Here is a 24,809-nt window from a genome sequence, read left to right as displayed (position 1 = left end):
ATGTAACAATGAGGTGAGCGCATGAGGCACTTTTATTTGTATTTGATAAAAAAGGAATTTGCTGAGCATTTTTATCATAGGGAATCGAAAATTTTTCAGTTATATCAAGAATTTTTTTGGACAAGGAAAACGCATCCTATTTTTGAACAATTGGAAAGGCAAGTCAATTATATTTCAAGAGCCATTCCCATTTCAGAAATAGATTTGCTGCTTCAGTCATTCTTGTCTCATCGAAACCATTATCAAAAGGTATCATCGATTCACGCCATCCAAATGGAAAATCAAAAAGGACAAGCTACTATGGTTTTAAAGGAACGGTATATTGAAATGATTTGTACCGGCAGCTTTGACGGTGAGTTATTGTTTTTTGATATATTGGGAAAATTTGATCCTTATTTTTTTGCCATGGATTTTACAAATGAACGATACGGGTGGCTGAGTCCGATTAAAGAAAGAAAATTTGTCTAAAGTTGCGGAAATTTGCTAATGAAATATTGTATAATGTCATATGGTTTAGTACACTGTATGATAGACAACATGAAGGAGGAAATAAGATGGAACTTTGGCTGGCGATATTAATCGCTGTTCTGGCATTACTTGCCGGCGTAGCGCTAGGCTTTTTTATCGCTCGAAAGTATATGATGAATTATTTGAAGAAAAATCCACCTATTAACGAACAAATGTTGAAAATGATGATGATGCAAATGGGAATGAAACCGTCCCAGAAGAAAATCAATCAAATGATGAAAGCGATGCAAAATCAATTAAAATAATTTCGTTTCAGGCATTATTGAATGATTTTTCATTAAATTAGTTCATGATGACCAATCATATTTTTTGACATCATGTAATTTTTATCTATACTATTTAATATATGCGTTGTTTTATACGGAATTGTGAAGTAAGAATTAGTCTTTCCTTTCTCAAGGTAAGATTAATTCTTTTTTCGTTATAAGAAGTTGTAAGAATATGGTATTCATGGCAGGAAGGTTCATTGTAATAATGTGCGGAAAATGTCAAACGTTCTTTTAAACATTTATTCAATGATCTGTTAGAATGAATGGAGGTAAATCTTTTGGAAGGAGCAGCAAAATGTCGGAAATTAATGTGTTTTTAGCATTTGGAGCAGGTTTTTTATCGTTTATTTCTCCGTGCAGCTTGCCTTTATATCCTGCTTTTTTATCGTATATAACTGGGGTATCGGTTAATGAGTTGAAAACTGAAAACGCTATGCTGCAAAAAAGAAGCTTATTACATACTTTCTTTTTTTTAGTTGGTTTTTCTGCCATTTTTATCGCAATGGGATTCGGCACATCCTTGATTGGAAACTTTTTCTTGAACTATCAAGATCTGATAAGACAAATAGGAGCGATCCTCATTATCTTTTTTGGACTTGTTATTCTCGGTGTTTTTCAACCTGATGTTTTAATGAAGGAAAGAAGGATTGAATTCAAAAATCGTCCAGCCGGATTTCTTGGATCTGTTCTGATTGGTATGGCGTTTGCAGCTGGATGGACTCCATGTACGGGCCCAATTCTTATGGTAGTAATCGGTTTAGCGGCAACCAATCCTAGTTCTGGAGTTCTGTATATGACAGCATATGTGCTAGGCTTTGCAGTACCGTTCTTTATTTTATCATTCTTCATCGGGCGGATGAATTGGATCAAAAAACATAATGTGAAAATCATGAAAATTGGAGGCATATTCATGATTTTCATGGGAATTCTGCTGTTTTTTGATTGGATGACTAAAATTATTAATTGGATGAACAAAATTCTTATATTTTTACCAACCGGGTTTTAATTTTTAGTCATTTAAGAGAAAAACGAGATTTTTGACAATATTTTAAACCTCTCGGTACTTTTTTGTGACAGAAAGTAGTATAATATCAAAGGATTTAGTTTGCGAGGATAATTGAGGTGGAATTAATTTGAAAGCATTGATCGTTGACGATGCGAAATTTTTAAGGGAAACATTAAAGGACATTTTGAAAAAGCATAGTATTGAGGTTGTTGCAGAAGGGGAAAACGGCATCGAAGCGGTACAATTATACAAACAATTACAACCAGATGTATTAATCACAGATATCACAATGCCGAAAATGAACGGCATTGAGGCTATTACAAAAATTAAACAGGAATTTCCGGATGCGAAAATCATTATATGTTCGGCAATGGGACAGCAAAAAATGGTTATCGAAGCGATAGAAGCAGGAGCACTCGATTTTATTACAAAGCCTTTTGATGAAGATCGTGTGATGGAAGCCATCAAAAGAGTTATGAATTAGCCTTTTCATTTTGCTATTTTTTCTATAATATTATTAAAGAAAGAAGCTGAAAATAAAAGGATGGTTCTGCATGGTCATTTGGTCTTCTATTACGGCTGTATTAATGGGCATTGTCGTAATTTTGATCAGAACAAAGGCTGCTAAAAAGCCGGCGACAGCGAAAAAAATTATTTTGCCTCCGATCTTTATGAGCACTGGAGCCCTTATGTATTTATTTCCGCAATTCCGCATAACGCCGATGGAAATTTTGGAGGCGTTGACAGTCGGGCTGATTTTTTCGATTTTTTTAATAAAAACCTCTACTTTTGAAGTTCGGGGAGAAGAAATCTATTTAAAAAGGTCAAAAGCTTTTGTTTACATTTTGATTGGTCTGTTAGTTGTACGAATTCTGCTAAAATCTTATTTAAGCGCGTCTATCGATGTTGGCGAATTAAGCGGTATGTTCTGGCTGCTGGCTTTTGGAATGATTGTGCCTTGGAGAATTGCGATGTTCATTTCGTATAAAAAACTGAAAAATCAACTGAACGGAACGTAAAAAATACATATAGCTGCCGGCTGTTTAAAGCAGGTTACCGTTTATTCCATATAAATAAGCCTTTCGGGACAAATCCCCGAAAGGCTTATGTTTTTGTTTAAAAGAGTGCTTCATATTTGGAATAGTCGATATTTTTTTCTTTTAGTCTTTTAATTAAAAATTTATGGTCCCGTTTTGGAGTTGCGATAATATAGCCTCGAATGACCAAATCTTGCGTAATAGATGGAGCTTTTTCTTCTAATGCCAGTTGACCGATTTTTGCTGCGATTTTTTGTCTGGCAACATCGCGGAAAAGCTCTGGAACCGGTGCAACCAATTCTTCTAACAATGCCTTTTGTTCCTCTGACCATAAATGCCGAGTCTGTTGAATATAATACTCTTCCCAATCAAGTTCAGATTTTCCGTCTTCTTTCGGCAGCCGTTTCAAAAATTTGCGAAACATGAAGAAGCCGCCAATCGATAACATAGTTATAAGAAACACAACCCATATGAGAATAAACCATAAAAACCAGCCTTCAAGCATGAAATCACCCCCATCGCCTTAACATTTCCATTAATTCGTGCACTTCGGCGAAGTTGATGAAAACCGTTAAGGATTAATCGACTCATATGCATCTATCAATTCTTTTACAGCACGTCTCACAGCTTCTAATTTCTTTTTATGACGGCCGACAGAAAAGCAGTCATTAATTTCCGCGAAAACTTGGTATTCAACTGCATCACGGTAAATACTGATTTTAATATCGCCTGATTTGGAAGGATAAATTAACATTTCATATAAACGCCCGTTCATGACAGCCTCCAGACTTAAAAATTTTATATTATCAATATCTGTCATTTGCTGAAAAAAAGCTTCCATTTTCACCTTACTATATTTTATGATAGATTCCACTTTCATTTCAATCATTTGTCATCAACTTTTTATTATTAACAAAAACATTGTTCTAAATGAAAAATAGATATAAATTAAAAATTTGTCCTTAAAGAAAAACCATAAACGAAGGATTTCCGCAAGACATAATATGTAGAAAAGACGTGTATAAATTCAAAACTGCGGCTGTCCAGAAAGTCAAATTCTCATTGAAAACATAAACATCATTTCAACATTTCTATAAGATGAAAGGGGACGTCTATAAGCCGAAGAAAGACTTATGATATGCTTAAAAAGCCATAGTATGACAAGAGTTGGACGTTGCATTGATAACGGCCCAATGGAATCTTTTGGCGAACCTTATAATGTGAAAGAGGGATATGAAACGTTTGAAGCGTTACAACAGACCATCAAGGAATATTCAGTTTTATAATAACGAACGTTATCAAAAAAATTAAACGGCTTAAGCCCATTAGAATGTAGAGCTCAAGCCGCTTAAAGCATTTTTATTATTTCCGCTGTCTACTTGGGGACATTTCAATTAAACATCCCCATTTTTTTATAAATCATGCTCCGAGTTATGTTTTTGGCGGCTATGATTTCGATTTTTTATTTTTTTCGATCCAGATAACGGCTCTGGCTGTCCCTTCCGATTTTGAACGTTTTGTTTTTGATCATTTTGTACTTGATCTTTTGCCATATACATCGCTCCTTAATATTTAATAGTAAAGAATAGCATTGTTATCTTTCGTCGTTTAGTTTGAATGATTTTGAAATCATTCATTCATTTTAGAATAAATTGATTTCTTGAAAAAAACACTATAGAAGATAAAAAAACGAAAGGAGTGCTATATTTGCCGTACCATAAAAATAAAAAACAAGCATTTGATGCAGTGCAACAAGGAATGGTGGAAGTTCATAAAGTACATGTCAATCTAACGAAAAACAGTTCTGATTATGGACATCAGCTAAAGCATCTTCGCCAGGAAATTAATGAGGCGTATGAACAAATTCAAAATGCATTGGAAGTTGCATCGGAAACGCAGAGAAAGCATTTAGAACAGTACAAGCGCGATTTAGATCGAATTGTGCAGGAAGTGAATTTGGATGAGACTTGAAAGCGGCGGAGCTTCCGTCGTTTTTCACTATTTTTTCTCTTATACGAACGTTTTCATTAGCAAGAAAAATTATACTGAAAATATTTAAATTTTTTAGTGAAATAAGCATTTCTTATAATAATTGATAACATCATTGATATTTACTTATCATAAAAAGTATATTAAGATTTAAATGTGTGATGTTTAAAGTGGGGAGATATTCGGCATTTTTGTCGAAATTACGTTTAAAGGGGGATAAAATGACATGTCACAGCAACAGTTAGAGAAAAATGACGTTTTCCGTGCAAGAAAAAGCTTTTCAATTAACGGAAAAACGTACAACTACTATTCATTAAAAGCGCTAGAAGATGCAGGAATTGGTCAAGTTTCCCGTTTGCCTTATTCAATCAAAGTTCTTTTGGAATCAGTCCTGCGCCAAGTGGATGGACGAGTTATTACAAAAGAACATGTTGAAAACCTTGCGAAATGGGGAACAGATGAAATTAAAAATTTGGATGTTCCATTTAAACCATCTCGTGTCATTTTGCAAGACTTCACCGGCGTTCCTGCTGTCGTTGATTTAGCTTCATTAAGAAAAGCGATGGCTGACATGGGCGGAGATCCACAAAAAATCAATCCGGAAAAGCCTGTTGATCTTGTTATCGACCATTCTGTTCAAGTGGATCGTGCCGGAACAGATGATGCGCTGCAATATAACATGAATCTTGAATTCGAACGAAATGCTGAAAGATATAAATTTTTAAATTGGGCTCAAAAAGCATTTGACAACTACCGTGCTGTTCCGCCAGCAACAGGTATTGTCCACCAAGTAAACTTGGAATATTTAGCAAGCGTTGTCCATGCGGTTGAAGGTGAAAATGGAGAATACGAAACATATCCTGATACGTTAGTTGGAACAGACTCCCATACAACCATGATTAACGGACTCGGTGTTTTAGGTTGGGGTGTCGGCGGAATCGAAGCTGAAGCTGGAATGCTTGGACAGCCTTCCTATTTCCCTGTACCTGAAGTCATCGGAGTAAGACTTGTTGGCGAGCTGCCTAACGGAACAACAGCAACAGATTTAGCCCTTAAAGTAACTCAAGTACTGCGTCAAAAAGGCGTGGTAGGAAAATTTGTGGAGTTTTTCGGCCCTGGTGTTGCAAAGCTTCCGCTTGCTGACCGTGCTACTATTGCGAATATGGCGCCTGAATACGGAGCAACATGCGGATTTTTCCCTGTTGATAATGAATCGCTTGAATATTTGCGTTTAACTGGTCGCGATGAAGAGCATGTAAAAGTAGTGGAAACATATTGTAAAGAAAACGGTTTATTCTTCACGCCTGAAGCAGAGGATCCTATTTTTACGGATGTAGTTGAAATCGATCTTTCTCAAATTGAAGCAAATCTTTCCGGTCCGAAGCGTCCTCAAGATTTAATTCCTCTTTCAAAAATGAAAGAAGAATTTCATAGAGCTCTTACAGCTCCGCAAGGAAACCAAGGATTTGGCTTGCAGCCGGAAGAACTTAATAAGGAAGTAACGGTTGAATTTGCGAATGGTGAAAAAACAACAATGAAAACGGGTGCAGTCGTTATTGCGGCGATTACAAGCTGTACGAATACGTCAAACCCATATGTTTTAGTAGGCGCTGGTCTCGTTGCAAAAAAAGCTGTTGAAAAAGGATTGACTGTTCCGAAATATGTAAAAACATCATTGGCACCTGGTTCAAAAGTTGTAACCGGTTATCTTCAAAATTCTGGCTTAATGCCTTATCTTGAAAAATTAGGGTTTAACCTCGTCGGTTACGGATGTACAACTTGTATCGGGAACTCTGGACCGCTTGCAGATGAAATTGAAAAAGCGATCGCTGAAAATGATTTGCTCGTCACATCTGTTCTTTCCGGAAACCGGAACTTTGAAGGCCGTATTCATCCGCTCGTGAAAGGTAACTATTTAGCTTCACCGCCGCTAGTTGTTGCTTATGCATTAGCAGGGACTGTTGACATTGATTTACTGAATGATCCAATCGGAAAGGATCAAAACGGAAGCGATGTTTACTTTAAAGATATTTGGCCTTCAATGGAAGAAATTAATGAAGTTGTGAAACAAACTGTTACACCAGAATTATTCCGTAAAGAATATGAACGTGTATTTGATGATAACGAACGCTGGAATGCCATTGAAACAACAGATGAGCCATTATATCAATGGGACGAAGAGTCTACTTATATCCAAAATCCGCCATTCTTTGAAGGATTGTCTCCTGAGCCTGGTAAAGTAGAACCGTTGAAAGGGCTTCGCGTTGTTGGAAAATTCGGTGATTCTGTCACAACAGACCACATTTCTCCAGCAGGTGCGATTGGCAAAGATACTCCTGCAGGCCAATACTTGCTGTCTAAAGGTGTATCGCCAAGAGATTTCAACTCTTACGGTTCAAGACGCGGAAACCACGAAGTAATGATGAGAGGTACGTTTGCAAACATCCGCATTCGCAACCAAATTGCACCGGGAACTGAAGGCGGATATACAACGTACTGGCCGACAGGCGAAGTAATGTCTATTTATGACGCTTGCATGAAATATAAACAGGACGGAACAGGACTTGTTGTACTGGCAGGAAAAGATTACGGAATGGGAAGCTCTCGCGACTGGGCTGCTAAAGGAACGAACTTATTGGGAATCAAAACGGTCATCGCTGAAAGCTTCGAACGTATTCACCGTTCTAATCTTGTTCTTATGGGTGTTCTTCCGCTTCAGTTTAAAGAAGGCGAAAATGCGGAAACACTTGGTTTAACCGGTAAAGAAGTATTGGATGTTCACATTGATGAATCGGTAAAACCGCGCGATTACATCAAAGTAACGGCAACTGATGAGAACGGAAACAAAAAAGAGTTTGAAGTATTAGTTCGCTTTGACAGTGAAGTTGAAATTGATTACTACCGACATGGCGGAATTTTACAAATGGTATTAAGAGAAAGATTAAAAGGATAATAATTGAAAAAAAGCGGGAACTGTTCATAGTTCCCGTTATTTTTTGGCTAAAATTAGACAATTGATATGAAATACTGTTTTTTTCACAAAAATAATATATGATGAAATTGGGCATCATTTCGAAATGCTATCGTATTGAATCAGAGGTGTTATGGTTTATGAAACAAAAGCTTGCAGTTTTTTTATTAATCGTATTAGCAGCGATTGCAGTATGGCAATGGATCAATTCCCAGAAGGAAACAGTCGGTTTAGAAATAGGAAACAAAGCTCCGAATTTTGAAGTGACGACTTTGGATGGAGAAAAGAAATCGCTTTCCGATTTTTATGGAAAAAAAGTACTTTTAAACTTTTGGGCCACTTGGTGTCCACCATGTAAAAAAGAAATGCCGATCATGCAACAAATATATGAAAAGCATCAAGATGAAGTAACGATTGTCGCGGTTAACTTTACTGCCAGTGAGAAAAGTGCAAAAGATGTTGAAAATTTTGTTCAACAGGCTGGATTTACGTTTCCGATATTACTTGATCAAAAAAATAAAATGAATAGTGGATATAAAATTCTTACATATCCGACGTCATTTTTTCTTGATGAAAATGGAGTCATACAAGATAAAGTAGTGGGAGAATTAAATGAAAAAACGATAAAAGAAAAACTAAACCTGAAATAAAAAGACGCTGATTTCCTTTCGGGAATCAAAAAGAATCGGCTGACTTTGCCGATTTTTTCTTTTTGCAAAAGAAGAGTTTTTTTGAAACGTATGAAATTTTGCATTATTGGTTATATTGTCATTAAACATTCAAATTTTCAACGGGAAAGTGTCGGAATATTTTGTACAATAAAAGTAACAGAGAAAAGAAGTGAGGGATAAAAAATGAAAAAAACGAAAATTTCGTTTAAACAGCTTGTGTTGGAAAATAAGCAAAACTTGCTAAAAGACCGTGAAGCATTGAATGAAATTGAAGAAAGACTTGAAAAAAGGCTGGAAAAACGGCAATTGGAAAAATCGAGCTGATAGCAAACAGTCGTGTTTGACAGCATGTTTTCTGCTTTATTGGTAAACAATAAAAGCAGGAGGCGATTGTTTGATGACAAATTCAAATGATATCCAGTCTCATTTTAATCCGAATCATATCGGAACAAAACCGAGAGGATTCGGTGGAAACAAAGGGAAAAAAATGCAAAATAAGACGAATGAGCATCCTCAAGTGATTCAGACAAAAGGCGAGTAGGACATATGTCCACCGCCTTTTAATTTACATAATATAATTATGGTTCCATCATTTTTCTCCTTTTCATTGAGGAAACAGGTTCGTTTCATAATTTAACATCAAATGCACAAACTATATTTGAAATGGCGATAAAACAATTTTTCCCAGAAAGGAGAATATTTGATGCAAAATCGAACAAATCGTGATGACCGTTCCGACAATGTTGAAAAATTGCAGGAAATGGTACAAAATACGATTGAAAACATCGAAAGAGCAGAAGAAACATTAGAGTTTGCCAACGACAGAGAGCGTGAACAGATTGAGGCAAAAAATCGCCGCAGAGAAGAAAGCATTGAGGCGATGCGACAAGAAATTAAAGATGAAGCCCGTGAACGAAACTCCTAGCTTTCAATTTAGGTTGATAATTCCATTTTAGTTTTCGATTGCAAATGGAAATGTTATAATAAAATTGTTCATTGAAAATTTTTGTCTTCTAAATTCATTTGATGAACGGCCAACAATGGGACAAACTTTGTTGGACCGGCTTGAATAAAAAACAGACTCCGCAAAAAAATTTAAGTAAGAAAGTTGAAAAGGCCTAAAATAGAAAGCCTGTATCACAGACGCTGATGCAGGCTTTTTCGATCGATTTCATTTTTTGCAAGGGAGAGAAGCTTATGTTTGTTTCATCAAAAGAAATAGAAGTTCGTTATGCGGAAACCGATCAAATGGGTGTCGTGTACCATGCCAATTATATTATATGGATGGAAGTTGGACGGACGAAGCTGATCCAAGATCTTGGCTTTTCGTATGCAGCGATGGAGAAAGACGGAATAATTTCCCCTGTCGTGGATATTCAAATCGAATATAAAAAACCGATTACATACGGTGAAAAGGCAATAATACATACGTGGATTGAGAAATATAACGGAATTAAAACAGTATATGGATACGAAATTTTCAATTCTCATGGCGAATTGGCAGCAAAAGGTTTTTCCAGCCATGTTTGCGTAAAAAAAGAAACGTTTCGCCCAGTTGTATTTAAGAAATTATATCCTGAATGGCACGAAGCATATGTAAAAGCGATGAAAGAGGAGAGATAAAGATTGGCCTTTGGAATCAAGAAAGAGGAGCTTGCTGAGTGGAAGAAAAAAGTGCGGAAAGGGGAAATCGCCTTTTTAACGCATTATTGGTATGATGAACGGTTTCCGGATTATCATTCTGTAACAAAGGTTGGATGCAGCAATATAAAGCATTTAATAGAATGGGGAAATGAAAACGGTTTGAAAATGGAGTGGATTCATCATCATAAAGATTTTCCGCATTTTGACCTGCTGGGGGAAAAACAAGTAGAAATCCTGCAAAAATATCAGCTAACCGATCATTTAAGAAAATTTAAATTGCTGAAAAAATAAAAGATTTGACGGGCATTTTGTGGAAGTCAGATTTGAGTAAAAAATGATGAGATGAAACAAGAAACCCAATCGGCAAATTAAATTTGCGGTTGGGTTTCTTTACTGACTATAGCATGCTTCGTCTACTAGAACAGCTCTTTGACAAAGACTTGTTTTTCGACCTATAGCATACTTTCAATCGATTTGCTAATTTATAAGACGAACAACAGGTTCATGAATTTTTTCATCCAATTGAATGGTCACGTCATGATTGTCGAAATACCATAAATCATCATGTTCAACATAAAATGTGACCCCTAGTTTTTCGGCTTTTATTCCGATTTGATTTGGAGCTTCTTTTGCAATTCCAAGGGAAAATCCGCTTTGCACATGACCGCATCCGCCATATCGGACAAAGAAGCGGACTGCATCTCCCTCGTTTAACTCCAATTCTTCCTTGTACCATTTTGCTGCATCATCGGTAATATTTAGTTTCATTTTTGTCACTCCTAATATCAGCTTCCTGTTTACATTATATTACATGAAAAGCTTTCTTTCCATGAATAAACTCTACTGGATAGAGTTCGTCACTTCTTTCGTTTCCAACCATTGATGCATATGCTTCATCACTTTTTCATAGGCGTTTTTGTCGATTCGGTCCAGCAATTCAACATAATAATGATGATTTTTATTTTTGGTAACGTAGGTAGGGAGTAAACGCGGATTTTTCAAAGTCAGTGTCGTACCGTTAGCATCAGTCCGCTTAATTACATCAATCGAAAAAATCCCACCGATGTCTTTTCCATCTCCCTTTTGGCCAGACAAGAAGTTGCCTAACGAATACACAACGATACTCTTGTTTCCATTTTTTGCTTCCAGCCATTCGATCGGCTGCAATACATGAGGATGGTGACCGATGATTATGTCTGCTCCATGATCGACTAGCAGCTGTGCCCATTGTTTTTGAGCGTCGCTTGGAAAGGATTGATATTCTTCTCCCCAGTGCATGTTAACAATAGTTACATCAACTTGTCCATTTAGTGTGTCTAAATCCCTTTTCATTTTTTCTTCATCTATAAGGTTTACTAAATAGGGTTTATTTTTCGGAACTGGAATACCGTTTGTCCCATATGTATACGAAAGAAAGCCGATTTTCACCCCGTTGACCTGTTGAATTCTCCATGTATTGGCGTCCGCTTCGTTTTTAAAGCTCCCAACATACGGTAGCCCGATTTGTTCATAATGCTGAATCGCATTTAAAATACCTTTTTCTCCTTTATCTAAACTATGATTGTTTGCTGTTGAGACGAGATCAATGCCAGCATCTTTTAGCGCATCTGCCACTTCGAACGGGCTGTTAAACAACGGATAACTGGAGATTCCAAGTTCTGTTCCCCCAATGATCGATTCTTGGTTGGCGATGGTTAAGTCGCTTTTTGAGAGCAAAGGTTTTACTGTTGCAAACATTGGCTTAAAATTGTATGATTCGCTCCCGGTCCTCGCATCTTTAAAAAGCTGGCTATGTATGAGAACATCACCTATTGCAGAAACAGTGACGAGCGATTCGGTCGGCTCCACTTTTTTGGGAGCAGCTTGTATAGATTGTGGCGAATCATCCACATTTTCTTTTTTTACCGCGTTTTGCTCATTTGCCTGACCTTTGCTGCCGCATCCTGAAAAAAGCATCAAACAAATAATTGCGAATATTAAGAAAACCTTTCTCATAAAACCCTCCTTAAATACTGTTTTTATTATCATAAACGTTTTGTCGGAAAAAATAAACTATTGTCTAATTTTGTTTATATGTTAGATTTCCTAACATACTTTTTCGAAAAATTATGGAAAATGAATTGACATTAAAATAAAACGGGTGTAAAAATAGAGATATACTTCTTATGTTATTTTTTATAACACAATTAAGAAGAAATAATTACATGGGAGGTTGTGCTATGGACTCATTAACGTTAATGAACAGTTTATGGGTGATGCTGGGAGCTATTTTGGTCATCTTTATGCAAGCAGGATTTATATTGCTCGAAGCGGGTTCTACACGAATGAAAAATGCCGGACATATTGCCGGAAAAACTGTTTTTACATTCGGAATTGCCTCCATTGTTTTCTGGGCAGTCGGCTATGGATTTATTTTTGGGAAGAACGGCAACTTTTTTGTAGGAATGTCTGACTTTTTTTATTCAGGATATGAAATAGATGGATTATCTCTTTCAACATCCGTCTTTTTTGTATTCCAGTTAGCCTTTGCCGGAGTTTCTCTCGCCATTGCCTTTGCTGGATTTGCGGAACGGGCAAAACTTTCAGTTTATTTAATTTTTTCTGTATTGTTTACCGCACTTGTTTATCCAGTTGTTGCTCATTGGATTTGGGGCGGAGGATGGCTGTCGGAACATGGAAAACAAGATTTTGCAGGTTCTACCGTTGTTCATTTGACAGGTGCAATGGCAGCTTTGGCTGCAACGATCTTGTTGAAGCCTCGGATCGGTAAATATAACAAAGATGGTTCTGTTAATAATATTTATGGACATAACCAAGTTTATACAGCTCTAGGCGTACTTATTTTATGGGTTGGCTGGTTCGGTTTCAATGCAGGAAGCACGATTACAGTTGAGGATGGATTTTTTGGATTTGTTGCTTTGAACACGAATTTAGCTGCCGGAGCAGGAGCCGTAAGCGCCTTGATCATTTCATGGATCGCTGGCGGAAAAGCTGATATACCGACAATGTTAAACGGAGCGCTTGCAGGATTGGTCGCCATTACCGCATCTTGTGCATTTGTCGACACATGGGCTGCTGTCGTAATCGGACTAATAGCTGGAATTCTTGTATATTTTAGTATGAAGTTTTTTGATAAAGTTAAAATTGATGATCCGATTTATTGTTTGTCTGTTCACGGAGTAGCTGGTGTTTGGGGCACTTTATCAACTGGATTTTTTGCAACCCCTGAATTAGCAACTATTGGTAACCCTGGATTGTTTTACGGCGGAGGCTTTACGCAGCTCGGCATTCAAGCATTGGGAGTGTTTACTTCAGGTTTATACGCCTTTGTTGTTTCATTCGTCATCTTAGCTGTGATGAAAAAATTGCTCAATGGTTTGCGGGTGACAGAAGAAGAAGAAATGATCGGTTTGGACTTAAGCGAGCACGGAGTTTATGGGTATCCGGAAGCATTTGAATCTAATGAACAAAAGCTTGGAAGCTAACCGCAAGAGCGTATGGATGATGTATCATCTGTACGCTTATTTATAAAAAAGGGGATTTTTATACACATGGGGAATCCTTACAAACAATTGAAGGAATGGCGCAACAGCCATTTGCAAAAAGCGAAAACAGTGACGGAATTAAACAGTATACACGATCAGGTTATGAAACAATCCTTCCATCTTTCTTTCGAGATTGTAAAAAAGAAATACGGCCCTGCGCCTTGTGAATTTACTTGGTTTTTAGTCGGAAGCGGCGGAAGAGGCGAGCAGGCGAAAATAAGCGATCAAGACCACGGACTCATTTTTCATTCCAATGAGAAAGAAGCTCTCGACTACTTTTTGCTGCTTGGAAAAGAAGTTTCATTCGGCTTGAACGTCATCGGTTATCCTTACTGCGAAGGAAATGTCATGTGTTCAACTTCTTTATGGTGCCGATCGGAACAAAGCTGGAGCAAGCAGATCAATAAATGGCTGCAGGATGAAACATTTGATTCTATCCGCTATTTATTAATCTTTTTTGATGCGCGTACGATCATCGGACAATCCGAATCGATTCATCGACTGAAAAACCAGATTTTCCAATATATTCAATATAATCCTGATTTTCTCGGACGATTGTTAAACAACACAATGCATGTCAAAAAAGGGGTGGGTATTTTTCATCAGCTGCTTCCTGAAACATACGGTCCTCATTCAGGCGCTATTGATTTAAAACAGGCCGGGTTATTGCCTTACATTAATTCTGTCCGCTTATTGGCGATCAAAGAACGATTGTTGGATACGTCTACGCTGTCGAGGTTTCAGCTTCTGATGAAGCAGGAGTATTTTCGTCATGTATTATCTCCATATCACACATATTTTCAAGAATTAGTAACGATTCATTTTAAAAATTCATTAAAAGCGAACACATATGATGAAGTTCATTACCTCTCTTTAAAGGATTTATCAAAAGAAGAAAAAGGAAGGCTAAAAAAAATCATTTTAGGCGGAAAAAAATTGATGAATGAAACGAAATCCATCATTGAAAAGGGCGTTAATCCATGAAACTTCCATCTTTTTTTCACTTGATGAAGCAATTTCAGGGGAAAATGCAATCTTCAGCATTTACAGGTCTTGAAACGAATCTTCAGCATGCAGCGTTTTTGCGGAAAATGGAACAAGACTTAAAGCGGGAGGAAAGCTTGTCAACTCCTCTTCAGGAGCTGGACGTTGTTGTGCTTGATTTGGAAACAACAGGTTTTTTTCCGGAAAAAGGGGATCAAATTCTTTCGATTGGAGCAGTTAAAGTTCACGGCATGCAGATTGAAGAAAAGCATACATTTTACTCTTTTGTTCAGTATGAAGGGGAAATTCCCGTTGACGTAAAGAAATTGACAGGAATTGTTGAAGAAGACGTAAGAGCTGCTCCCCCTATATCGGAAGTATTGATTCGTTTTTATCAATTTGCAGAAAATCGGACGCTTGTCGCCCATCATGCCAATCATGAAAAAAATTTTCTTACAAAAGCTAATAAGGAGCATTTCCGCATTCCATTTAAACATCGGATTGTGGATACAGCCATGCTGTTCCAGCTCGTTCAGCGAGAACAAATTGCCGTAAGTTTAGATGAATGCTGCCGGTTTTTTTCCATCCCGGTCCAAAAGCGTCATCACGCCTTAGAAGATGCAAAAATGACAGCCGCGATCTGGTGTGAATATGTAAAAATGTTTGTTGAATCAGGCTATAAAACGTTGATGGATGTGTTTATCAAACTATCACAATTAAAACAAGGAGCGAGAAGATGAGTTCCCGCTCCTTTCTATTTTACAGCCATTTCACTTTTGGCTCTGTTTTTATTTATGATCCTTTTAATATTGGCTCTGTGCCGATAGAAAACAAAGGTTGCGAGGATCGCGACAATGATCATTAAAGCCGCATCACCGGTAAAAATAGTATAAACTAACGTATACAGTGCTGTAACCATAGAGGATAAAGAAACATATTTTGATACATATAAAACAAGAAAAAATACAGCAAGCATAGATAAAAAGAGTAATGGGCTATAAAAAAGCAGCACCCCTCCGCTTGTCGCCACGGCTTTTCCGCCCCGAAAGCCTGCGAAAATTGGATACATATGTCCTACAGCAGCCACCATTCCTGCAATGAGCGTCCATGCTTGGTGAAGGTCACCACTAAGCAATACGGGGAGGCTTGCTGCGAGAGTTCCTTTTAAAATGTCTGCAACCGTAACAAACAGCCCGGCTTTTTTTCCAAGCACTCGAAAAGTGTTGGTTGCACCTAAATTTCCGCTTCCATGTTCGCGAATATCAATGCCGTATCCAATTTTGCCAACGATAAGTCCAAAGGGGATGGAACCAATTAAATAAGCTAAGATAAGGACTAAGATTAATAGAAAAGACATAATGAAACTCCTTTATATTCATGATTCTATTATTATTGTACACAATTGATTCGATCAGGACTATATTTTGTTGATAAAAGCCGTTTTAAAACTTTGGTGTTCGACGCTTTTACAGTTATAATAAAAGAAACATTGGAAGGAGTGAACAAATTTTCATGCAAAATCCAAGTCTAGACGAAATCCGTGATATTTTAAAAAAAAGCAAACGAATCGCTGTTGTCGGCTTGTCCAACAATCCTGAAAGAGAATCTTACCAAGTTTCACAAGCGATGCAAAATGCGGGGTATGAGATTATTCCTGTCAATCCGATGATCGATGAAGCCTTGGGTGTCAAAGCGGTCTCATCCTTAAAAGAAATTGAAGGCCATGTGGATATTGTAAACGTTTTTAGACGTTCCGAGCATTTATTAGATGTTGCGAAAGAATTTTTAGAAATTGATGCCGATGTTTTTTGGGCTCAATTAGGCTGCGTTAACGAGGAAGCTTATCAATTATTAAAAGAAAAAGGTTATCCCGTTATCATGGATATGTGTATAAAAGTGGCGCATGCGTTAACAAAATAACAAATTTTTCCCCCATCATCTTGATGGGTTCTTTTTTTGAAGAAAGGTTTGAAACATACGACATTTGAGTAATACAATAATATACGTTGCCGTGTAAGATTGCCAAACGCAGGGAAACCATGTAAAATACAGTTTACAAACATCTGTTCTTGTTTTTTGAAAGGAGTTATTTGTTTGTGGGAAAAGCAAAGATAATGGAATACAATGACGATGCGATTCAAGTATTGGAAGGATTGGAAGCAGTAAGGAAACGGCCGGGGATGTATATCGGCAGCACGGATGCTAGAGGATTGCATCATCTTGTATATGAAATTGTTGACAATTCTGTAGATGAAGCATTAGCAGGCTTCGGAGACCATATCATTGTCAAAATACATAAAGATGAAAGCATTTCAGTTGCTGATAAAGGAAGAGGAATGCCGACTGGCATGCATAAGCTTGGTAAGCCGACTCCGGAAGTAATTTTAACCGTGCTTCATGCAGGAGGAAAATTCGGGCAAGGCGGTTACAAAACAAGCGGCGGCTTGCACGGAGTAGGCGCTTCAGTCGTCAATGCTTTATCTGAGTGGCTTGAAGTGACGATTAAACGGGACGGATTTATTTACAAGCAAAGGTTCGAAAAGGGCGGGAAACCCGTTACGACATTAGAAAAGTTAGGAGAAACAAAAGAAACCGGTACGACAGTTCATTTTAAACCAGATCCTCTCATCTTCAGCACTACGACTTTTCAATTTGACATATTGAGTGAACGATTGCGGGAGTCTGCATTCCTCCTAAAAGGATTAACAATTGATTTGATTGATGAACGGAACAATGTTCAAGAATCTTATTGTTATGAAAATGGGATCGAATCATTTGTCGCATATTTAAATGAAGGAAAAGAAACTCTTCATCCTGTTGTCTTTTTCGAAGGTGAGCAGCAAGGAATTGAAGTCGAATTTTCTTTCCAATTTAATGACGGCTACAGCGAAAACATTTTGTCGTTTGTCAACCATGTGAGAACAAAAGACGGCGGCACACATGAAGCAGGCGCCAAAACTGCCATGACAAGAGTGTTTAATGAATATGCACGAAAGACCGGTTTATTAAAAGAGAAAGACAAAAACTTAGAAGGAACAGATATTCGTGAAGGGCTATCGGCAATTATCTCCGTCCGAATTCCTGAAGGACTTTTGCAGTTTGAAGGGCAAACGAAAGGAAAACTCGGTACAACAGAGGCGAGATCTGCTGTTGACACAGTCATTTCGGAAAAATTATCTTATTTTTTAGAAGAGAATGCGGAGATCAGCACCCTCCTGATTAAAAAGGCGATAAAAGCGCAAGAAGCAAGAGAGGCGGCAAGAAAAGCGCGCGAAGAAGCAAGATCAGGAAAAAAACGGAAAAAATCTGAAATGTCTTTAAGCGGAAAGCTTACGCCTGCTCAATCACGGAATCCAAAGAAAAATGAATTGTTTCTTGTGGAGGGGGATTCTGCGGGAGGATCAGCGAAACAAGGTCGGGATAGAAGATTTCAGGCTGTTCTGCCTCTGCGCGGAAAAGTGATCAATACGGAGAAGGCGAAGCTGCAGGATATTTTTAAAAACGAAGAAATCAATACAATTATTCATGCAATCGGAGCTGGCGTCGGTGCTGATTTTAACATTGAAGATTGCAACTACGACAAAGTGATCATTATGACGGATGCTGATACGGATGGCGCCCACATCCAAGTGCTTTTATTGACTTTCTTCTATCGATATATGAAGCCGCTCATTCAGGCAGGGAAAGTCTATATTGCGCTTCCGCCTTTATATAAAGTAAGCAAAGGCAGCGGCAAATCCGAAGTCATCGAATACGCATGGAATGAGAAGGAGCTGTCCGCTGCCATTAAGAAGGTCGGCAAAGGCTACACAATTCAACGATACAAAGGGCTTGGAGAAATGAATGCGCCGCAGCTATGGGAGACGACGATGAATCCTGAAACACGCACTCTCATCCGCGTCCGGATTGATGATGCAGCAAGAGCGGAAAGAAGAGTGACAACCTTAATGGGTGACAAGGTTGAACCGCGTCGACAATGGATCGAAAAAAATGTGTCTTTTGGTATTGACGAAAATGACAACATGTTCGAAATTTAAAACTGTGCTAGAGGAGGAGCAGCATGGAAGCTCAACAACGTTATGTCGATTTACCCCTTGAAGATGTGCTGGGCGACCGTTTTGGACGGTACAGCAAATACATTATTCAAGACCGCGCGCTTCCGGATGTTCGCGACGGGCTGAAGCCGGTGCAGCGGAGAATTTTATACGCGATGCTGATGGACGGAAATACGCATGATAAAGGATTTCGAAAAGCGGCCAAAACAGTCGGGAATGTTATCGGGAACTTCCATCCGCATGGAGATTCTTCTGTATATGAAGCGATGGTTCGGATGAGCCAGGAGTGGAAGGTTCGCAATGTTTTAGTGGAAATGCACGGAAACAACGGAAGCCTTGACGGCGATCCTCCTGCCGCCATGCGTTATACGGAAGCACGGCTGTCCAAACTTGCTTCCGAGCTTTTAAAAGATATTGAGAAAAATACAGTAGAGTTTGTACCGAATTTTGATGATACAACGAAAGAACCCGTCGTTCTCCCCGCGATGTTCCCAAACTTGCTTGTCAATGGTTCAACAGGGATTTCGGCCGGCTATGCAACTGATATTCCTCCGCACAATCTTGGCGAAGTCATTGATGCTGTGATTATGCGAATGAATCATCCGGATTGCACAGTTGAGGAATTAATGGAAGTGTTAAAAGGCCCTGATTTCCCGACTGGAGGAATCATTCAAGGAATCGACGAGATTAAAAAAGCATATAAAACAGGAAAAGGAAAAATTGTTGTTCGCGGCAAAGCGGAAATTGAAAAAATCCGAGGCGGAAAAGAGCAAATTGTCATTACAGAAATTCCGTATGAGGTCAATAAAGCAAATTTAGTAAAAAAAATAGATGACCTTAAGTACGAAAGAAAAGTGGACGGAATCGCCGAGGTGCGCGATGAAACGGACCGGACAGGTCTTCGCATCGTCATCGAACTGAAAAAAGATGCCGATGCTGAAGGAGTTTTAAATTACTTATATAAAAACACAGATTTGCAAGTTCCATATAACTTTAATATGGTTGCAATTCACCATCGGCATCCGAAATTATTAAGCCTGCCTGAATTGTTGGATGCTTATATCGAACACCGAAAGGAAGTCGTGATTAACCGATCGACTTTTGAGCTCCAAAAAGCTCAAGAAAGGGAGCATGTCGTAAAGGGATTAATCAAAGCTCTATCCATCTTGGATGAAGTGATCGCTGTTATTCGTGCTTCAAAAGATAAACGGGATGCGAAAGATAATTTAATTAGTGAATTTGCATTTACTGAACCGCAGGCAGAGGCGATTGTCTCGTTGCAGCTGTACCGTCTGACAAACACTGATATTACAGCGTTGAAAGCGGAAGAAGAAGAGCTTGAGAAAAAAATCAAGGGGTTAACAAGCATTTTGGAGGATGAAAAAAAGCTTTCCAAAGTCATTCAATCCGAATTAAAACAATTGAAAAAAACATTTGCCGATGAGCGGCGGACGAAGATTGAGGCGGAAATTGAATCCATTACTATCAATATGGAATCCCTCATCGCAAGCGAGGATACAATTGTTACTGTGACAAAAGACGGCTATGTGAAACGTACGAGCTTGCGGTCGTATACAGCATCAAACGGAAAAGATTTCGGCATGAAGGATTCGGATCGACTGTTATGCCAGTATGAAATGAACACAACAGATGTTCTTCTCTTATTCACAAACAAAGGAAATTATTTATATTGTCCTGTTCACGAGCTTCCGGATATTCGCTGGAAGGATATTGGACAGCATATTTCAAGGACCATTCCGATTGATCAAGATGAACGGATTGTACAAGGCATTCCTTTAAAAAGTTTTGACGACGAGAAATTTTTCTTGTTTGTTACGAAAAAAGGCATGGTGAAGAAAACGGAAATTCGCCAATATAAAGCTCAGCGATACTCCAAGCCGCTTGTTGCGATCAATTTAAAAGACGACGATGAAGTGGTTGCGGTTCATATAACTGATGGAACAGGATTGATTTTGTTATCCACCCGTTTTGGATACGGTCTTTTATTTCACGAAGAAGAAGTGAATATTGTCGGCTCCCGTGCAGCAGGAGTCAAAGGCATCCAATTAAAGGAAGGCGATGCAGTCGTTTCTGGACTTGTGTTTGCTCAGAAACATGTTAACGATCAAAAGCTCGCCATTGTCACGCACAGAGGCGCTGTGAAAATGATCAATATCGGGGAAATCGAACGAACACAACGAGCCAGAAGAGGATCAATGCTGTACAGAGAGCTGAAAACAAACCCGCATCGGACAGCGGCCATCTTACTCGTCAACGGTAATGAGAATTTGGTATTGGAAACGGAGAAAGGCATCAGGGAAATAGTGCCTCTTTCCAATGTGAAGGTGACTGATCGATACAGCAACGGTTCCTTTTACATAGATAAAGAGGACGCAGGAGAAGTCACTGATAGCTGGCTGGAAACGGAAGCATAAAAAATGATCACCCCTATCCGGATTTAGTGAGGATAGGGGTTTTTCACTCTATTTGCTTCATTGGCGGTTTAGGAGCGGGTTCTGAAAGAAAACCGCTTGGTCTCGATCAGACATATTATTCGGACACATTTCTAAACGTTGTTTGAAATGCATAATCTAAATGCCATTTATTTGCGCTTTCAATGGGATGGATGAGAAAAATCCGAATTTTCATTCTCTTCTAAGCATGAAAAACAAAACAACGACCCATTTTTTTCGTCAATAGCCCCATTCAAAAAACCGTTTAGACAATGAATAGGTTTGCTGCACCTTATACAGAATCCTACAAATTCCTCCAATTTCCCTTCACTTCCTTTGTGATCGTAGTGGTGTAGTTGAAAAAAGTTGGATATAGCTTATTATACTTATTATATCAGAAGAAAGATGTTTAAGTTATTCTTCTTTTGTGCCAAACAAGCAGAATATCAAAACAAGAAAAAGAGCGCTTCCAAAAAAGAAAGAAACCATATCGAAAGCCGCTTATTCAGCAACATCAGCGAAAATGACGTCACACACCGAGGCGCTTTTCGTTTTTAGCTTTCTATTCTCTGAAAAAAACTCTATTACGACGGCATGCCATGAAACTTTGCTTGTCAATAGCCTTTAGCTTCGTCCTTGATAAAACGTTTTAAGTTTTAATGGTTAGATCAAGGTCTGAACAGTCCGTTTCCGTGATGTTGAAATGGATCTTAGAAGCAACGAAGATGGAACGTAGATGGTGAAGAATGAGGCGGGGGATCGCCGCCTCTTTCTCCCGAAATTATTGAAGAATGCGTGGAAATAATACGTTATTTTCCAAATGAATGTGTTCAAATAAGTCTGATTCCAAAGCTTCTAAACGATTGTAAACGAGTTGATATGTTCGGCAAGCCCCGTCCGGAAGGGTATAGTCATTTGTGATCCGTCTAATTTCTTTTATGATATCCCCTGTTTTATCATGTTCATTCGTAAGATCGGCAATCATTTTTTTCATTTTTTGTTCGTTTTCGCTTGTCGGCTGCTTCTCGAACTGGCTAATAAGCGGAAATACTTCAGACTCTTCTTTCCATAAATGTTGTTCTAGTTCCGTTTTTAATTCATTAAACAATTTATGAACCTTTATTAGATGTGGATGATTTCCGCCGTGGACTCGCATAACTTTTGTCACATAGGGACTAAGGTTTGGCAGTTCTTCCAACAAATAACGATGATGTTTATTTATGATATGGTCAATAAGTTCTGAGTATGTTGCTGTCAACCAATTTTTCTCTGTTTTTTCATCAGTTGCAGCATACAGATCCTGCAATTGACTCATTAATTCCTCAATCGCCACTCCCCGTTTATCGGCTGCTTCTTTTAAAGAGCGATCACCGCCGCAACAAAAATCAATTTTATTTTTTTTAAAAACATCGCTCGCTTTCGGAAGCATTGCGACAATTTCTCCAACTGTCGTATTTTCCGTAAATATTGTTTTCATTATTTTGCCCTCCCAATTTCATTGTTAAAAAGATAATACCGCAACTCGTTCTTTTCAATAGTGACAGGTGTCACTTTCCCGTTTAGTGTTGTGGCTATTTTGTGACAAAACGGAGAGGTATGCAACAAATCACAACGTAGCTAGTTTTTTTCACTATAATGGAATTTAGAAGAAATTGTTGATGAAAGGTGGATACATGATGGCAACCGTCAAGAAATTAGTGATTCCAAAACAGCATGGAGCCTGGGCAATGCTTGTTATACCATTTCTATTGGGGGCTTATATAGGAGGGTTCTCTTGGATTCATATTCCATTATTTATCGGCTGGTTATGTTTATATTTAGCAACATATCCGTTACTGATGGCTATGAAAAATAAGCGCAAGCCATTTTATATAAAGTGGTTTGCTCTTTATTTTGCCGCTGCTGCCGTTATACTGCTCTTTCCATTAATGTATAGATGGGAAATAATATATTTCGGAATGGCGATGACACCGTTTTTTTTAATAAATATTTATTATGGGAAAAAGAAAAAAGATCGTGCTTTTTTCAATGATCTAGCAGCAATCGCTGTTTTTTGCATTGGAGGTCTTGCCAGTTCTTTTATTGTAAGCGGAGAAATAACAAAAGAAGCCTTCATCACCATAATGCTTTGTTTTTTATTTTTTGTGGGCAGCACTTTTTATGTCAAAACAATGATTCGGGAAAAAAACAATCCGAACTATAAATGGTTGTCATGGGGTTTTCATGTTTTCTTAATGATCGGCTTGGTCGCTACCGAGTATGCCGTTTTTATAATAGCTTATATTCCGAGTGTTATTCGAGCTGTTTATTTTTACGGAAAAAAAATGCCGATTTTAAAAATCGGTTTAATTGAAGTGGGCAATGCCGTATATTTTTGTTTTGCAATGTTTATGATCATCAATCTGTTCATGCTGCCGTAAGCGCATTTTCCCTTTGCAGAAGGTTGATTGCCCAATGATCATTCGATTTTTTGGGGGAAGTAATGCCGATATATTTTTTTAAACGCTGTCAAGACAAAATTGGCCATGAAATTCCCCCGCAATCATCATGATGATTGCGGGGGTACAGGCATTTCACTTAAATTTTTAATATCAGGAAAAAAAGGAATTATTATTCTTTTTCAGTCTTCAACGGGATGTTGTTGCCGTCAACATCCTCCATCATCCCATCAATTGTGCCCTCCGTATATGTATCTCTTATTTGTTCCTGCGTTATGGCCAAACCTTGTGTTAGGTCGGATTCGCTGCCGCTCTTAAAAGGTTCATCATATGCTCCGAAGGTTGGGTTATTTTTCATTTTCTTGTCTTGACGTTTTGTGGACATTTCGTTTCCTCCATGAAAATTCGTTTTCCTTTATTATGATTCTTAATCGCTTCAAACATTCATCAAAAATAAGTTTTCTTTTTGGCGGCCGCTACATAAAGATTTCTTTCTCCAATTGTTCAGCATCAACCAAATAATATCCGTCGTCATCAACAAGAATAAGACCCTTCCGCTTCATCTGGTTAAGCGTTCTGCTAACGGTTTCACGGGAAGTTCCGATCATATTTGCCAATTCCCGATTCGTTAAATGGGTTGTCAAACGATAAAGTTTTCCTTGCGGCAGTGCATTCGTTTTTGTAAGCCGCAACAGCAACAATACGATTTGTTCATATGTATTATGAAGAATTTGCTCTTCTAACCGATTTTGCAAATCTATAATTTTTTCACTCATCACACGAAACAATTTGATGGACAATACCGGAAAGAGCATAAGCGTTTCCTCAAAATCTTTGATGGGAATGACAATTAATGTAGATTCTTCCATAACTTCTGCATGAGCAGGGTAAGATCCTTTGCAAAAAAATCCGGTATGTGGAAACATTTCTCCATTCTGCAAGATGGAAACGATTTGTTCTTTTCCATTTCTGTCCGTTTTATATATTTTAATAGTTCCTGAATGGATGAAATATACGTTTTCCAGCATGTCGCCTTGCATGAATACATACGATTTTGGTTGATAAGTACGTACTTGAGAGATAGCAACTATAGAAGTCAATTCTTCATCAGACAGTTCACGGAAAAGGGGAACGCTTCTTAATCTTTCAAACACCCAGCTATTTGTCATGGTATCACACCTTTTTTCAACTTTGATTTTCGTTTCATATTATAGCGTTT

At 38.2% G+C, this 24,809-nt stretch carries 28 protein-coding genes and 1 pseudogene; 20 read left to right on the top strand and 9 right to left on the bottom strand.

Features of this window, described 5'->3' with window-relative positions; all coding sequences use genetic code 11:
* Positions 1–21: 21 nt before the first annotated feature.
* From sirA to ACVIJU_RS10510, 5 genes are all read left to right on the top strand, one after another.
* Complete coding sequence (gene sirA, locus ACVIJU_RS10530) at positions 22–468, top strand: sporulation inhibitor of replication protein SirA (RefSeq protein ID WP_063388295.1); 447 nt, start codon at positions 22–24, stop codon at positions 466–468.
* Between the two features lie 86 nt (positions 469–554).
* Positions 555–773 carry a YneF family protein gene (locus tag ACVIJU_RS10525; protein ID WP_063388294.1) on the top strand — a complete coding sequence of 73 codons (219 nt, stop codon included), beginning with the start codon at positions 555–557 and terminating at the stop codon, positions 771–773.
* A gap of 319 nt (positions 774–1,092) precedes the next feature.
* Complete coding sequence (locus ACVIJU_RS10520; protein WP_066251214.1) at positions 1,093–1,803, top strand: cytochrome c biogenesis CcdA family protein; 711 nt, start codon at positions 1,093–1,095, stop codon at positions 1,801–1,803.
* Between the two features lie 127 nt (positions 1,804–1,930).
* A complete protein-coding gene (locus ACVIJU_RS10515; RefSeq protein WP_063387698.1) occupies positions 1,931–2,287 on the top strand; it encodes a response regulator in 357 nt (118 codons plus the stop codon).
* A 70-nt stretch (positions 2,288–2,357) separates the two neighbouring features.
* Positions 2,358–2,822 carry a CcdC family protein gene (locus ACVIJU_RS10510; RefSeq protein WP_456687555.1) on the top strand — a complete coding sequence of 155 codons (465 nt, stop codon included), beginning with the start codon at positions 2,358–2,360 and terminating at the stop codon, positions 2,820–2,822.
* 97 nt (positions 2,823–2,919) lie between these two features.
* Here the strand turns inward: ACVIJU_RS10510 and ACVIJU_RS10505 are convergent, their stop codons facing one another.
* The 3 genes from ACVIJU_RS10505 to ACVIJU_RS10495 all read right to left on the bottom strand — a co-directional run bounded on the left by ACVIJU_RS10505 (position 2,920) and on the right by ACVIJU_RS10495 (position 4,393).
* Positions 2,920–3,345: a DUF2621 domain-containing protein gene (locus tag ACVIJU_RS10505; RefSeq protein WP_063387696.1), complete on the bottom strand. Its 426-nt coding sequence runs from the start codon at positions 3,343–3,345 to the stop codon at positions 2,920–2,922.
* A gap of 66 nt (positions 3,346–3,411) precedes the next feature.
* Positions 3,412–3,729 carry a hypothetical protein gene (locus tag ACVIJU_RS10500; protein WP_063387695.1) on the bottom strand — a complete coding sequence of 106 codons (318 nt, stop codon included), beginning with the start codon at positions 3,727–3,729 and terminating at the stop codon, positions 3,412–3,414.
* A gap of 523 nt (positions 3,730–4,252) precedes the next feature.
* Complete coding sequence (locus ACVIJU_RS10495) at positions 4,253–4,393, bottom strand: small acid-soluble spore protein P (RefSeq protein ID WP_063387694.1); 141 nt, start codon at positions 4,391–4,393, stop codon at positions 4,253–4,255.
* Between the two features lie 154 nt (positions 4,394–4,547).
* Between ACVIJU_RS10495 and ACVIJU_RS10490 the strand changes: the two genes are divergently transcribed.
* From ACVIJU_RS10490 to ACVIJU_RS10455, 8 genes are all read left to right on the top strand, one after another.
* Positions 4,548–4,811 carry a hypothetical protein gene (locus ACVIJU_RS10490; RefSeq protein WP_063387693.1) on the top strand — a complete coding sequence of 88 codons (264 nt, stop codon included), beginning with the start codon at positions 4,548–4,550 and terminating at the stop codon, positions 4,809–4,811.
* A 244-nt stretch (positions 4,812–5,055) separates the two neighbouring features.
* Positions 5,056–7,782 carry an aconitate hydratase AcnA gene (gene acnA / locus ACVIJU_RS10485; RefSeq protein WP_063387692.1) on the top strand — a complete coding sequence of 909 codons (2,727 nt, stop codon included), beginning with the start codon at positions 5,056–5,058 and terminating at the stop codon, positions 7,780–7,782.
* Positions 7,783–7,940: 158 nt separating this feature from the next.
* Positions 7,941–8,450: a redoxin domain-containing protein gene (locus tag ACVIJU_RS10480; RefSeq protein ID WP_339211576.1), complete on the top strand. Its 510-nt coding sequence runs from the start codon at positions 7,941–7,943 to the stop codon at positions 8,448–8,450.
* A 204-nt stretch (positions 8,451–8,654) separates the two neighbouring features.
* On the top strand, positions 8,655–8,795 hold the full coding sequence (locus tag ACVIJU_RS10475; RefSeq protein ID WP_082829475.1) for an FbpB family small basic protein: 141 nt from the start codon (positions 8,655–8,657) through the stop codon (positions 8,793–8,795).
* Positions 8,796–8,868: 73 nt separating this feature from the next.
* The gene (locus ACVIJU_RS10470) at positions 8,869–9,012 is read left to right on the top strand and encodes an acid-soluble spore protein N (RefSeq protein ID WP_063387690.1); all 144 of its coding nucleotides are present in this window, start codon (positions 8,869–8,871) and stop codon (positions 9,010–9,012) included.
* 162 nt (positions 9,013–9,174) lie between these two features.
* Complete coding sequence (tlp, locus tag ACVIJU_RS10465) at positions 9,175–9,396, top strand: small acid-soluble spore protein Tlp (protein WP_063387689.1); 222 nt, start codon at positions 9,175–9,177, stop codon at positions 9,394–9,396.
* A gap of 272 nt (positions 9,397–9,668) precedes the next feature.
* Complete coding sequence (locus tag ACVIJU_RS10460) at positions 9,669–10,094, top strand: acyl-CoA thioesterase (RefSeq protein WP_063387688.1); 426 nt, start codon at positions 9,669–9,671, stop codon at positions 10,092–10,094.
* Between the two features lie 3 nt (positions 10,095–10,097).
* The gene (locus tag ACVIJU_RS10455) at positions 10,098–10,406 is read left to right on the top strand and encodes a hypothetical protein (protein WP_063387687.1); all 309 of its coding nucleotides are present in this window, start codon (positions 10,098–10,100) and stop codon (positions 10,404–10,406) included.
* A 186-nt stretch (positions 10,407–10,592) separates the two neighbouring features.
* On the opposite strand, the gene ACVIJU_RS10450 is transcribed toward ACVIJU_RS10455, so the two are convergent.
* Together ACVIJU_RS10450 and ACVIJU_RS10445 are read right to left on the bottom strand one after the other, a co-directional pair.
* Positions 10,593–10,883, bottom strand: a complete 291-nt coding sequence (locus tag ACVIJU_RS10450) for a HesB/YadR/YfhF family protein (RefSeq protein ID WP_063387686.1) — start codon at positions 10,881–10,883, stop codon at positions 10,593–10,595.
* A gap of 72 nt (positions 10,884–10,955) precedes the next feature.
* Positions 10,956–12,110, bottom strand: a complete 1,155-nt coding sequence (locus ACVIJU_RS10445; RefSeq protein WP_456687554.1) for a CapA family protein — start codon at positions 12,108–12,110, stop codon at positions 10,956–10,958.
* A 224-nt stretch (positions 12,111–12,334) separates the two neighbouring features.
* On the opposite strand from ACVIJU_RS10445, the gene ACVIJU_RS10440 reads away from it, so the two are divergent.
* From ACVIJU_RS10440 to ACVIJU_RS10430, 3 genes are all read left to right on the top strand, one after another.
* Positions 12,335–13,600 carry an ammonium transporter gene (locus ACVIJU_RS10440; protein WP_066248561.1) on the top strand — a complete coding sequence of 422 codons (1,266 nt, stop codon included), beginning with the start codon at positions 12,335–12,337 and terminating at the stop codon, positions 13,598–13,600.
* Between the two features lie 66 nt (positions 13,601–13,666).
* Positions 13,667–14,644: a DUF294 nucleotidyltransferase-like domain-containing protein gene (locus ACVIJU_RS10435; RefSeq protein WP_456687553.1), complete on the top strand. Its 978-nt coding sequence runs from the start codon at positions 13,667–13,669 to the stop codon at positions 14,642–14,644.
* Entirely contained in the window at positions 14,641–15,384 is a 744-nt protein-coding gene (locus tag ACVIJU_RS10430) for an exonuclease domain-containing protein (protein ID WP_456687552.1), read from the top strand. The genes ACVIJU_RS10435 and ACVIJU_RS10430 overlap by 4 nt, the downstream gene beginning before the upstream one ends.
* A gap of 19 nt (positions 15,385–15,403) precedes the next feature.
* Here ACVIJU_RS10430 and plsY read toward each other — a convergent pair.
* A pseudogene (plsY, locus tag ACVIJU_RS10425) lies at positions 15,404–16,001 on the bottom strand (glycerol-3-phosphate 1-O-acyltransferase PlsY).
* A gap of 155 nt (positions 16,002–16,156) precedes the next feature.
* Here plsY and ACVIJU_RS10420 point away from each other — a divergent pair.
* The 3 genes from ACVIJU_RS10420 to parC all read left to right on the top strand — a co-directional run bounded on the left by ACVIJU_RS10420 (position 16,157) and on the right by parC (position 21,134).
* Positions 16,157–16,564 carry a CoA-binding protein gene (locus ACVIJU_RS10420; protein ID WP_063387680.1) on the top strand — a complete coding sequence of 136 codons (408 nt, stop codon included), beginning with the start codon at positions 16,157–16,159 and terminating at the stop codon, positions 16,562–16,564.
* Positions 16,565–16,758: 194 nt separating this feature from the next.
* Positions 16,759–18,681 (top strand): DNA topoisomerase IV subunit B, encoded by a 1,923-nt coding sequence (gene parE / locus ACVIJU_RS10415; protein WP_456687937.1) that lies wholly within the window; start codon positions 16,759–16,761, stop codon positions 18,679–18,681.
* A gap of 23 nt (positions 18,682–18,704) precedes the next feature.
* Positions 18,705–21,134 carry a DNA topoisomerase IV subunit A gene (parC, locus tag ACVIJU_RS10410; protein ID WP_456687551.1) on the top strand — a complete coding sequence of 810 codons (2,430 nt, stop codon included), beginning with the start codon at positions 18,705–18,707 and terminating at the stop codon, positions 21,132–21,134.
* Between the two features lie 799 nt (positions 21,135–21,933).
* Here the strand turns inward: parC and ric are convergent.
* Positions 21,934–22,629 carry an iron-sulfur cluster repair di-iron protein gene (ric, locus tag ACVIJU_RS10405; protein ID WP_456687550.1) on the bottom strand — a complete coding sequence of 232 codons (696 nt, stop codon included), beginning with the start codon at positions 22,627–22,629 and terminating at the stop codon, positions 21,934–21,936.
* Between the two features lie 199 nt (positions 22,630–22,828).
* Between ric and ACVIJU_RS10400 the strand changes: the two genes are divergently transcribed.
* Entirely contained in the window at positions 22,829–23,572 is a 744-nt protein-coding gene (locus ACVIJU_RS10400; RefSeq protein ID WP_066248572.1) for a YwiC-like family protein, read from the top strand.
* A gap of 190 nt (positions 23,573–23,762) precedes the next feature.
* Here the strand turns inward: ACVIJU_RS10400 and ACVIJU_RS10395 are convergent, their stop codons facing one another.
* Together ACVIJU_RS10395 and ACVIJU_RS10390 are read right to left on the bottom strand one after the other, a co-directional pair.
* On the bottom strand, positions 23,763–23,975 hold the full coding sequence (locus ACVIJU_RS10395) for a YozQ family protein (protein ID WP_130156979.1): 213 nt from the start codon (positions 23,973–23,975) through the stop codon (positions 23,763–23,765).
* A 91-nt stretch (positions 23,976–24,066) separates the two neighbouring features.
* Complete coding sequence (locus ACVIJU_RS10390) at positions 24,067–24,759, bottom strand: Crp/Fnr family transcriptional regulator (protein WP_130156977.1); 693 nt, start codon at positions 24,757–24,759, stop codon at positions 24,067–24,069.
* Between the last annotated feature and the right edge of the window lie 50 nt (positions 24,760–24,809).

This window comes from Aeribacillus sp. SP014, from assembly GCF_054055575.1.
The sequence above is the reverse complement of the archived record's forward strand: the minus strand, read 5'-3'. Positions and strand labels throughout refer to the sequence as shown.

Coding starts and splice junctions, on each gene's coding strand:
- sirA (WP_063388295.1), top strand. CDS start 22: ATGAGGCACTTTTATTTGTATTTGATAAAAAAGGAATTTGCTGAGCAT.
- ACVIJU_RS10525 (WP_063388294.1), top strand. CDS start 555: ATGGAACTTTGGCTGGCGATATTAATCGCTGTTCTGGCATTACTTGCC.
- ACVIJU_RS10520 (WP_066251214.1), top strand. CDS start 1,093: ATGTCGGAAATTAATGTGTTTTTAGCATTTGGAGCAGGTTTTTTATCG.
- ACVIJU_RS10510 (WP_456687555.1), top strand. CDS start 2,358: ATGGTCATTTGGTCTTCTATTACGGCTGTATTAATGGGCATTGTCGTA.
- ACVIJU_RS10505 (WP_063387696.1), bottom strand. CDS start 3,345: ATGCTTGAAGGCTGGTTTTTATGGTTTATTCTCATATGGGTTGTGTTT.
- ACVIJU_RS10500 (WP_063387695.1), bottom strand. CDS start 3,729: ATGATTGAAATGAAAGTGGAATCTATCATAAAATATAGTAAGGTGAAA.
- ACVIJU_RS10495 (WP_063387694.1), bottom strand. CDS start 4,393: ATGGCAAAAGATCAAGTACAAAATGATCAAAAACAAAACGTTCAAAAT.
- acnA (WP_063387692.1), top strand. CDS start 5,056: ATGTCACAGCAACAGTTAGAGAAAAATGACGTTTTCCGTGCAAGAAAA.
- ACVIJU_RS10480 (WP_339211576.1), top strand. CDS start 7,941: ATGAAACAAAAGCTTGCAGTTTTTTTATTAATCGTATTAGCAGCGATT.
- ACVIJU_RS10475 (WP_082829475.1), top strand. CDS start 8,655: ATGAAAAAAACGAAAATTTCGTTTAAACAGCTTGTGTTGGAAAATAAG.
- ACVIJU_RS10470 (WP_063387690.1), top strand. CDS start 8,869: ATGACAAATTCAAATGATATCCAGTCTCATTTTAATCCGAATCATATC.
- tlp (WP_063387689.1), top strand. CDS start 9,175: ATGCAAAATCGAACAAATCGTGATGACCGTTCCGACAATGTTGAAAAA.
- ACVIJU_RS10460 (WP_063387688.1), top strand. CDS start 9,669: ATGTTTGTTTCATCAAAAGAAATAGAAGTTCGTTATGCGGAAACCGAT.
- ACVIJU_RS10450 (WP_063387686.1), bottom strand. CDS start 10,883: ATGAAACTAAATATTACCGATGATGCAGCAAAATGGTACAAGGAAGAA.
- ACVIJU_RS10445 (WP_456687554.1), bottom strand. CDS start 12,110: ATGAGAAAGGTTTTCTTAATATTCGCAATTATTTGTTTGATGCTTTTT.
- ACVIJU_RS10440 (WP_066248561.1), top strand. CDS start 12,335: ATGGACTCATTAACGTTAATGAACAGTTTATGGGTGATGCTGGGAGCT.
- ACVIJU_RS10435 (WP_456687553.1), top strand. CDS start 13,667: ATGGGGAATCCTTACAAACAATTGAAGGAATGGCGCAACAGCCATTTG.
- ACVIJU_RS10430 (WP_456687552.1), top strand. CDS start 14,641: ATGAAACTTCCATCTTTTTTTCACTTGATGAAGCAATTTCAGGGGAAA.
- ACVIJU_RS10420 (WP_063387680.1), top strand. CDS start 16,157: ATGCAAAATCCAAGTCTAGACGAAATCCGTGATATTTTAAAAAAAAGC.
- parE (WP_456687937.1), top strand. CDS start 16,759: ATGGAATACAATGACGATGCGATTCAAGTATTGGAAGGATTGGAAGCA.
- parC (WP_456687551.1), top strand. CDS start 18,705: ATGGAAGCTCAACAACGTTATGTCGATTTACCCCTTGAAGATGTGCTG.
- ric (WP_456687550.1), bottom strand. CDS start 22,629: ATGAAAACAATATTTACGGAAAATACGACAGTTGGAGAAATTGTCGCA.
- ACVIJU_RS10400 (WP_066248572.1), top strand. CDS start 22,829: ATGGCAACCGTCAAGAAATTAGTGATTCCAAAACAGCATGGAGCCTGG.
- ACVIJU_RS10395 (WP_130156979.1), bottom strand. CDS start 23,975: ATGTCCACAAAACGTCAAGACAAGAAAATGAAAAATAACCCAACCTTC.
- ACVIJU_RS10390 (WP_130156977.1), bottom strand. CDS start 24,759: ATGACAAATAGCTGGGTGTTTGAAAGATTAAGAAGCGTTCCCCTTTTC.